Raw genomic sequence first — 8,978 nt, forward strand, 5'->3', positions numbered from 1 at the left:
CCCGCAGCGGTGGCCTTGGTTTCGCGCCAGCCACCGCCATTGCTGAAGCATGGACAACAACGCGCCCCTGCCCGCCGGCGACGTGCCGGCCCCCCGCAATGACCGCCAGCGCATCGTGCGGGCGTTCAACACCAGCCTGGCCGCCGTGCTGGTGCTGGTGGTCGTGTTCGCCCTGCAGGGCAGTTTCGACTGGCGGCCATGGGCGGTGGCGCCGCTGGAAGCCAAGGGCCTGCTGGGCTTGATCGGTGGGCCGATGCTGCATGCGTCGGTGGAGCACATCGCCGCCAACAGCATCGCGATCCTGATCCTGGGCACCCTGGCCGGCAGTGTCTATCCGAAGGCGACCCTGCGCGCCCTGCCCCTGCTGTGGCTGGGCTCGGGCGTGGGCGCGTGGATGCTGGGCAACCCGGGCAGCGTGCACCTGGGCGCCAGTGGCGTGACCCACGGCCTGATGTTCCTGCTGGCCAGCCTGGGCCTGCTGCGCCGCGACCGCGCGGCCATCGCCACCGGGCTGATCGGCATGCTGTTCTACGGCGGCATGTTGATGACCATCCTGCCGCATGCCGACGGCGTGTCCTGGCAGTCGCACATGGGCGGTGCCTTTGCCGGCATCATCGCCGCGCTGCTGTTCCGCAACGCCGACCCACTGCCGCCGCGCCCGCACTACAGCTGGGAAGACGAGGAAGACGAGGTGCAGCCGCTGGCCGACGACGAGCTGGAGCCGCCGTCGCCGCAGCGCGTGCCAGTGCTGTGGCAGCCGCGCGAAGGGCCGGATTACGTGGTGATTCCGTTCCGCCGGCCGGAAGACCCGCGCGGTTGACCGGTGGCGGGGTCAGATCCCCGAAGGGGCTCTGACCCCATTCGGGGTCTTCACGGCCCGGTAGTGGCCGACCTTGGTCGGCGCGGTTGTTGTGTGCCAACCAAGGTTGGCACCTACCACGGGTGCATCAATCCGCCGCATTCCCCGCCGCGCCCGTGCCATCCACCGCCTGCCGGCCCAGCGCCGGGTCGTCGGTGAAGAACGCATCGATGCCCGTCGCCAGGTAGGCGCGCATTTCCGCAATCGAACCTTCCGGGTTGCGCGCGTTGTCCGCGCCCTTGCGCAGGTTGCTGGCCTGGAAGTGGTTTTCCGGGCGGAAGGTGTAGGGAATGACCAGCAGCCCGGCCGCATGCGCATCGCGTACCAGGGTCGTGGGCGTACCCAGCGCGCCATCGGCCTGCAGCGGAATGATCGAGCGCAGCTCCGGGCCGATGCCATCGGCATAGGTGGCGATCTGCTCAAGACCGGCCGGGGTCATCATCTGTGCGTAGGTCAGGCTGCCACCGGCCTTGGCGATGTCCGCCGGCTTCACTTCGCCCTTCCACAGCAGCTGCAGCAGGCGGATGTTGCTGCCACGCCCCAGCTTGCCGCGCAGGTAGCGCAGGTTGGCGGTCTCGAACGACTGGATGGTGACCGGGCCGACGTTGGTATAGGCGTTGCCACGCAGCGCGGCCAGCAGCGCGTCTTCCATCGGCAGGCCGATCGATTGGAAGTAGGTCGGGTGCTTGATCTCCGGCACCAGGCCGATGCCGCGGTTGGCACGCCCGGCCTGCTGCACCAGGAAGGCCAGGATCTCGTCCAGGGTAGCGATGCGGAACTGGCCATCGAAGGCGGTGCTGCGCAGTTCCGGCAGGCGCTCGCGGGTGTACAGGGTCTTCAGCTCGGCCAGGGTGAAGTCTTCGGTGAACCAGCCGGTCACGCGCTGGCCGTCGATCACCTTGGTGGTCTTCCGCTTGGCGAATTCCTCGTGCTCGGCCACGTCGGTGGTGCCGCCAATCTCGTTCTCGTGGCGGGCCACCATCACCCCGTCCTTGGTCATCACCAGGTCCGGTTCGATGTAATCGGCCCCATCGGCAATCGCCTGGGCATACGCGGCGAGGGTGTGTTCGGGCAGCAGCGCACTGGCGCCGCGATGGCCGTAGACCAGCGCCTTGGGCGCGGCCGGGGTGGACGATTCAGCACTCATGGCCACCGATGGTGCCACGGCCAGCGACAACAGCAACGCACAACCCCACGACTTCACTGCGACGTCCCCAAACGGTCTGTGATGGCCGTCAGTATGCGGCGGGAATGTGACAGCCGGGGGAAGCACGAGGTCGGATCCCCGCAGGGGCTCCGACCCCCATCTCAGGTGCCCTCGGCCGGGACCGTATGCCAATGCCAACCAAGGTTGGCATCTACCAGAGCCAGAGCGCGGGCCTTACTTGCCGATGCAGAAGCTGGAGAAGATCCGGCCCAGCAGATCATCGGCGCTCATCTGCCCGGTGATCTCGCCCAGCGCGTCGTGCGCCAGCCGCAGTTCTTCGGCGGCCAGTTCCAGGTGTTCGTGGGCCAGCTCGCCATCGGCGCGCTGTGCGTGTTCCTGCGCGCGTTCGATCGCATCCACGTGGCGGGTGCGCGCGGAGAACTCACCGTCCACCTGCTCGCCTGCCCCGGCCGAGGCGATGCTGCGCAGGCGCGCGTGCAGATCGTCCAACCCCGCGCCGGTTGCCGCCGAAACGAACACCCGGTCCGGGTCGTCCAGTGCGGGCAACGCGTCCAGCAGGTCGGATTTGTTGTGGATGTAGACCTTGTGCGGCACGTCGGCCACGGCCTGCCCCAGCGCGGCCTCGCCGGCGGCCGGGTCGCGCGCGTCCAGCACGACCAGGGCCAGGTCGGTGCGCTCGATCTCCACATGGGCGCGGCGCATGCCCTCGCGTTCGATAGCGTCGCCGCCGTCGCGCAGGCCGGCGGTGTCGACCAGGGTCAGCTCCAGCCCGTCCAGGCGGATGGTCTCGCGCAATGTGTCGCGGGTGGTGCCGGCGATGTCGGTGACGATGGCGCGTTCGCTGCCGGCCAGTGCGTTCAGCAGCGAGCTCTTGCCGGCATTGGGCGGGCCGATCAGCACCGCATGCAGGCCATCGCGCAGGCGGCGGCCGCGCTCGGCATCACGGCGCAGCAGGGCCAGGTCGCCGCGCGCCTGTTCCAGCCCACGCCGCACCTGGGCGCCACCCAGCGTATCGAGCGGTTCGTCGGCGAAGTCGATGGCCGCTTCCACGTGGATGCGCAGCAGCACCAGTTGTTCCACCACCGCGTCGATGCGGCGCGAGAACACGCCGTCCAGCGAACGCCGTGCAGCACGCGCGGCACGGTTGTCACCGGCGGCGATCAGGTCGGCGATCGCTTCGGCCTGGGCCAGATCGAGCTTGCCGTTGAGGAAGGCGCGTTCGCTGAATTCACCTGGCCGCGCCTGGCGCGCGCCCAGGGCGATGCAGCGCGCCACCAGTTGCTGCAGCAGCACCGGGCTGCCGTGGCCCTGCAGTTCCACCACTTCTTCGCCGGTGAAGCTGTTGGGCGCCGGGAACCACAGCACGATGCCATCATCGATCACCTCGCCGTCGGCATCGCGCAGGCGCGCGTAGTGGGCGTGGCGCGGGCGCAGCGTGGGCGCGCCGAGCGCCGTAGCAATCGCGGCGGCTCGCGGGCCGGACAGGCGCAGCAGGCCGACACCGCCGGCGCCGGGTGCGCTTGCGATGGCGACGATGGTGTCGGTGCGGGTCACATCGTTCATGGCTCAAAGCTTCTCCAGCTGTGCGCGCGCCTGTGCGGCACCACTGCCCTGCGGCTGCAGCGCCAGATAGGTGGTGTAGGCCTGCTTCGCCTTGGCCTTGTCGCCGGCATTGAAGTAGGCATCGCCCAGGTTGAGGTGGGCGACCGCGCGCGACGGGTCGATCTTCAAGGTGTTTTCCAGCCAGCGCGCCGCTTCGGCGTAGCGCTGCTGGCGGTAGTAGACGAAGCCGAGGTTGTTGGCGGCCTGGGCGAAGTCCGGACGCAGCTTCAGTGCTTCGGCGAACTGTGCGGCGGCTTCGTCGTACTGCTTCTCGCGATACAACTGCAGGCCGCGGTCGTTGGCCTGCTGCGCGCGCTGGCGGTCCGAGGCCGGGCCTGCCGTGGGCACCACCAGCTTGGCTTTGCCGCCCTGCAGGTCGGCCACGGTCACCGGCGCCTGGGTGTTCTTGGCGTCCTGCGCGGCGTCCACCTTGTTGTTCAGCGCGATCGCATCGGCGGTCAGCTGGCGGGTATCGGCGTTGAGGTATTCCTGGCTGTCCGGCACCTGGAACACGAACTCGCCGCCCTGCGAACCGGGCAGGCTGCCGAAGGCCGGGGTCTGCTGCGAAACCGCCGACACCGCCGGCGCCACGTAGGCGGCCAGCTCGGTACCGGTGATCAGGCCATCGCCATTAAGGTCGCCCTTGCCGGCCAGCGCCTGCAGCAGCACCCAGGTGAACACCGAATGGCCGTTCGGGCCGGCATCGGCCACCTGCTGGTCGGCGCCGCCGGCGGTCAGCATCTGCCGCGCGCTGCGGCGTGCATTCTCGCGCAGGAACGACGACGACGAAGGGCCGCCGCGGGTCAGACCCAGGCCGCTGTAGCAGGCATCCATCACGAACATCACGTGCTTGGCCTGCATGCTCTCGGCGATGTTCTGGATATCGGTCATCGCGATGGCGTCGGTGGCGAATTCCTTCGGGTCCGAATCGACGGGAATGATGTAGCCAAGGTCGCGTCCCGAGGCGAGCTGTCGGGTCGCGCCGTGGCCAGCGAAGAACACGAACACGCGATCGTTCTTCCCGGTGCGGTCGTCGGCCAGGCGGTCGTGGAAGGCGGCCAGGATGTTGTTGCGGGTGGCCTGTTCGTTCTTCAGCACGATCACCTGCGAAGACGGGAAGCCGAACTGCCCGGTGAGCGTATCGGCCACCGCCTGTGCATCGTGGCTGGCGTATTCCAGCTTCGGCCACTTGGCGTAGTTGTCGATGCCGACCACGATCGCCCACGATTTCTCGTAGCCGGTGGTAACGGTGGCATCGTTGCTGGCGCCCTTGCGCGGGCGCGCGACGGTGAACTCGCGGCCGTTCCAGCCGGCGAACTGGTAGCCGTCGGCAATCAGGCGATCGAGGATCTGCGGCAGCGCCTTCACCGCGCGGTCGTGGATATCGTGGAACAGGATGATGCCGCGCTGTTCCTTGTTCACCTGGCCCAGCACGCGCTGCACGATTGATTCCGGCACCGGGTCGGCCCAGTCCATCGAGTCGATGTTCCACATGATCGACTTCAGGCCTGCTTCGTTCAGCAGCTGCAGGCCTTCGGCGTTTCGTGCGCCGTAGGGGAAGCGGAACAGCGGCGCGCGCTTGCTGTCCACGTCCTTCAACAGGGTGTCGGTGTCCAGCACCTGCTGGCGCAGCGCATCGCCGGTGGTGCGCGAGAGCTGGGCATGGGTCAGGCTGTGGTTGCCCACGGCGTAGCCTTCTTCCATCAGGCTGCGGCTGATCTTGGCCATCGGCCCCAGGGTGACCTTGCCGTCGGCGTCGACCTTGCCCAGGTTGCGACCCACTTCGAAGAACAGGCCCGGCACGTCGTAGCGCTTCAGGATGGCCACCACTTCATCGGTGTAGGCCTTGTGCGGGCCATCGTCGAAGGTCAGCACCACGGTCTTCGGCGGCAGGTCGCGGCCGAAGATCTCGCGATCGCTGTCCTTCATCGACATCGGGTACGGCTCGATCACCCCGTAGTCGCGCAGGATCGCTTCGCGGCTGTAGTCCTTGTGCAGGTGGGCGATGTAGTCGTCCCACTTCTCGCGCTTCAGGTCGATGGCGCGGGTGCGCTCGAAGCGGCTGAAGATGCGGGTCAGTTCCTGGTTGTAGTTGCGCTCGATCTCGTCCAGCGCGTCCAGGTCTTCGCCGATGCGCTGGTGCAGCTTCACCGCCGGCAGCGAGGAATCGGCACCGACACGGTCATGCAGGTCACGCAGCACTTCGCGGAACGCCAGGCGGTCGGCGTCGAACAGTTCCGGCGCCGATTCGATGTAGTCCAGCACCGTGCCCAGGGTGGCGAAGCGCTGCGGACTGCCACTGCGCAGCAGGCTGTCGAACTGCGCGGCGATGGCGCTGCGCTGCTCCAGGCCATCGTGGAACAACTGCTGGCCGATCCGCGTGGAGGTGCCACGGTCGGCGGCGCTCTGCTGCTCTTCGTCGGCCAGCAGCACCACGATGCGGCGGTAGCCATCGAGCTGCTTCTGCAGCGCGGCCAGCAGGGGTGCGGCGGCCGGATCGGCGGCGGCGGCGGCCTGTGCGCTGGGCTGGGTCACCGCGCTCGCCGGCGCCTTCGCGTCCTTGTCGCCACAGCCGGCAACGACCAGGGTCAACAGCAGCGAGGGCAGGAACAGGCGGAACGACGACACTCGCGGCATGGTGGACTCGAAGGTGGGAGAAGCGGTGTGCGGGCGATTCTACCCCCGCATGCGAAAAGCCCGCCTTGCGGCGGGCTTTTGCGTCGTTTGGGCCGGGTCGGGTTACTTCTTCTTGACCGGGGCCGGGGCGGTGCTGGCGGCCACCGGCTCGCTGCCGTGGCGCTTGGTCATCCACCACTGCTGCAGCAGGCCCAGGCCGCCGTTCACCACCCAGTACAGCACCAGACCGGACGGCATGAAGGCCATCATGACGCCGAACACCAGCGGCATGAACTGCATCATCTTCTGCTGCATCGGGTCCATGCCCGGTGCCGGGGTCAGCTTCTGGGTGAACCACATCACCGCCACGTTGATGACCGGCAGGATGAAGTACGGGTCGCGTGCGGTCAGGTCCTGGATCCAGCCGAACCAGGGCGCCTGGCGCAGTTCGACCGATTCCACCAGCACCCAGTACAGGGCGAAGAAGATCGGCATCTGGATGAGGATCGGCAGGCAGCCGCCCATCGGATTGATCTTTTCCTTCTTGTACAGCTCCATCATCGCGGTCTGGAACTTCTGGCGGTCATCGCCATAGCGTTCCTTCAGCTGCGCGATGCGCGGCTGGAAGCGACGCATCTTGGCGCCGCTCTTGTACTGCGTGGCCGACAGCGGGTACAGCACCAGCTTCAGCAGCACCACCAGGCCGACGATCGCCCAGCCCCAGTTGCCGACCAGCTTGTGCACCTGGTTCAGCACCCAGAACAGGCCCTGGCCGATCACCGCCATCATCGAGAAGCGGCTGTAGTCGACCACGCGGTCCAGGCCCGGCACGTCTTCCTTGGCGATCTGGTTCACCAGCTTCGGGCCCACCCACAGGCGTGCCTCGGTGCTGGTGGACTGGCCCGGGGCCACGGTGAAGGCCGGGCCACGCGCTTCGATCAGGTCACGACCGGCTACCTGCGACAGCACGTAGTGAGCGGTCTGGTCCTTCTGCGGAATCCACGCGGTGAAGAAGTGGTGCTGCAGCATCGCCAGCCAGCCACCGGTGATGTTCTGGTTCAGCGCGCCATCTTCCAGGTAGTCCTTGAACGCACGGCGCTGGTACTTCTTGTCGTTGTCGTACCAGGTCGCGCCATTGAAGCTGAACGAATCCGGGTTGGTCATGCTCCGCGACAGGATGGTCGGGGTGCGGTCCAGGGTGCGGTAGACGTAGCCGTTCCACGGCGCGGCGCCGGCATTGATCACTTCGTCCTTGAAGCGCACGGCGTACTCGTTGCGCGAGACGGTCAGGGTGCGCTTGATGGTCACGCCGTTGGCGGTCCATTCGAACGGGATCTGCAGTTCGTTCTGGCCGTCGGCCAGCACGAAGTCGCGGGTATCACCGACCAGCTTGAAGCCGTCGGCGCCGGGCACCGGGGCGCTCTTGTCTTCGCTGGCCCAGCCGCTGATCGCGCTGTAGGGGTGCGCGGGGTCTTCGGTCAGCAGGCGAACCGGCGGGCTGCCTTCATCCTTGCTCTGCGGGAACTGCAGCAGCTCGGCGTCCAGCACGCGGCCGCCGTCCAGCACCAGGCGCAGCACGTCGGTGGTGACGGTCACGCGCTGGGCGGCAGGCGTCGCGCTGGCCTGGGCCTGGGTCGCGGCGGCCTGGCCCGGCGCGCCGGGAACCTGTGCACTGGGAATGCTGCCCGGGGTCGCGCCCGGAACGCTCTGTGCAGCGGCCGGGGCCGAGCTGCTGGTCGGGGCCGGGGTCGGGGCGGCCGTTTCACGGCTCCACTCCATCCACAGCAGCACGGCCACCATCAGCCAGGCAAAAATGAGGAATACGCGGGTCTGGTTCATCAGCGGGCAGGCTCAGCGGGGCCGGAACGCGATGCCGGCTCGGTCAAAGAGGGAGTTGCGATGCCATCAGGCGGCGGCATTGTGCCGTCCACGCCCGGCGCGGGCAATGCGCGCAGGCGCCGCAGCAGGCGCAGGAAGGCCTGGCGGATGTCGTCGTTGCTGGCAGAACGCGCAGCACTACGGGCCACGACGACGAAGTCGCCTGGCTGGATGTCGTTACGTGTCTGACGCAGGATGTCGCGCAGGACGCGCTTGATCCGGTTACGCCCCACGGCGTTCGGATCGACCTTGCGGGAAACCGCCAGACCCAGCCTGGCCGGCCGGTCAGCCGGCAGCCAGTGCAGGGTCATCAGCGGATCGGACACACGGCGGGCGCCGTTGAAGACCGTTGAATATTCGGCACGCGTGCGAACCCGCGCAGAGCGAGGGAATCGCTTGCGCGGGTCTGCAGTATTCACTGTCGAAGGGATTGCGTCTGCCGCGGTGAGCGGCATGGCAATCAGGCGCTCAGGACTTTGCGGCCCTTGGCGCGGCGACGCGACAGGATCTTGCGGCCGTCAGCGGTCTTCATACGGGCACGGAAGCCGTGGTCGCGCTTACGCTTGAGGTTGCTGGGCTGGTAGGTGCGCTTGGTGGCCATGTGGGCCTCTCGTATGAATGGGACGGGAAAGAACCGGAAATTCTAGAGAGGTCGCCCCCCTCCCGTCAACCCCTGTTGACTACGCGAATTCACCGGCCTGTGCAATAGCTGTGGATGTTTTTGTGAATAAGTGGGGGACAACCATTCCGAAGGCGCGCGCGCGGTGGTAGTCTGAGCCATCCATTTCCCCCTTTCCGGCCTGTGTCTGGGCGCGTTGTCGCGCCTATCCACCGGCCACCGGACGATTATTGCCG

General features: G+C 67.6%; 7 protein-coding genes. 1 reads left to right on the forward strand and 6 read right to left on the reverse strand.

Features of this window, described 5'->3' with window-relative positions; all coding sequences use genetic code 11:
- Positions 1-49 precede the first annotated feature (49 nt).
- Positions 50-820, forward strand: coding sequence for a rhomboid family intramembrane serine protease (locus C1930_RS20085; protein WP_108772503.1), 771 nt, complete (start codon positions 50-52; stop codon positions 818-820).
- 127 nt (positions 821-947) lie between these two features.
- On the opposite strand, the gene C1930_RS20090 is transcribed toward C1930_RS20085, so the two are convergent.
- From C1930_RS20090 to rpmH, 6 genes are all read right to left on the reverse strand, one after another.
- Complete coding sequence (locus C1930_RS20090) at positions 948-2,063, reverse strand: glycerophosphodiester phosphodiesterase (protein ID WP_108772504.1); 1,116 nt, start codon at positions 2,061-2,063, stop codon at positions 948-950.
- Between the two features lie 177 nt (positions 2,064-2,240).
- On the reverse strand, positions 2,241-3,590 hold the full coding sequence (mnmE, locus tag C1930_RS20095) for a tRNA uridine-5-carboxymethylaminomethyl(34) synthesis GTPase MnmE (RefSeq protein WP_108772505.1): 1,350 nt from the start codon (positions 3,588-3,590) through the stop codon (positions 2,241-2,243).
- 3 nt (positions 3,591-3,593) lie between these two features.
- Positions 3,594-6,266, reverse strand: coding sequence for a polysaccharide deacetylase family protein (locus C1930_RS20100; RefSeq protein WP_108772506.1), 2,673 nt, complete (start codon positions 6,264-6,266; stop codon positions 3,594-3,596).
- A gap of 102 nt (positions 6,267-6,368) precedes the next feature.
- Complete coding sequence (gene yidC, locus C1930_RS20105; RefSeq protein ID WP_108751427.1) at positions 6,369-8,084, reverse strand: membrane protein insertase YidC; 1,716 nt, start codon at positions 8,082-8,084, stop codon at positions 6,369-6,371.
- Positions 8,084-8,578: a ribonuclease P protein component gene (rnpA, locus tag C1930_RS20110; RefSeq protein WP_108772507.1), complete on the reverse strand. Its 495-nt coding sequence runs from the start codon at positions 8,576-8,578 to the stop codon at positions 8,084-8,086. Before rnpA ends, yidC begins: the two co-directional genes overlap by 1 nt.
- Before the next feature lie 5 nt (positions 8,579-8,583).
- Entirely contained in the window at positions 8,584-8,724 is a 141-nt protein-coding gene (rpmH, locus tag C1930_RS20115) for a 50S ribosomal protein L34 (protein WP_005411729.1), read from the reverse strand.
- Positions 8,725-8,978: the final 254 nt, after the last annotated feature.

The organism is Stenotrophomonas sp. SAU14A_NAIMI4_8 (assembly GCF_003086695.1).
Classification (GTDB): Bacteria; Pseudomonadota; Gammaproteobacteria; order Xanthomonadales; family Xanthomonadaceae; genus Stenotrophomonas.

Coding starts and splice junctions, on each gene's coding strand:
- C1930_RS20085 (WP_108772503.1), top strand. CDS start 50: ATGGACAACAACGCGCCCCTGCCCGCCGGCGACGTGCCGGCCCCCCGC.
- mnmE (WP_108772505.1), bottom strand. CDS start 3,590: ATGAACGATGTGACCCGCACCGACACCATCGTCGCCATCGCAAGCGCA.
- C1930_RS20100 (WP_108772506.1), bottom strand. CDS start 6,266: ATGCCGCGAGTGTCGTCGTTCCGCCTGTTCCTGCCCTCGCTGCTGTTG.
- yidC (WP_108751427.1), bottom strand. CDS start 8,084: ATGAACCAGACCCGCGTATTCCTCATTTTTGCCTGGCTGATGGTGGCC.
- rnpA (WP_108772507.1), bottom strand. CDS start 8,578: ATGCCGCTCACCGCGGCAGACGCAATCCCTTCGACAGTGAATACTGCA.
- rpmH (WP_005411729.1), bottom strand. CDS start 8,724: ATGGCCACCAAGCGCACCTACCAGCCCAGCAACCTCAAGCGTAAGCGC.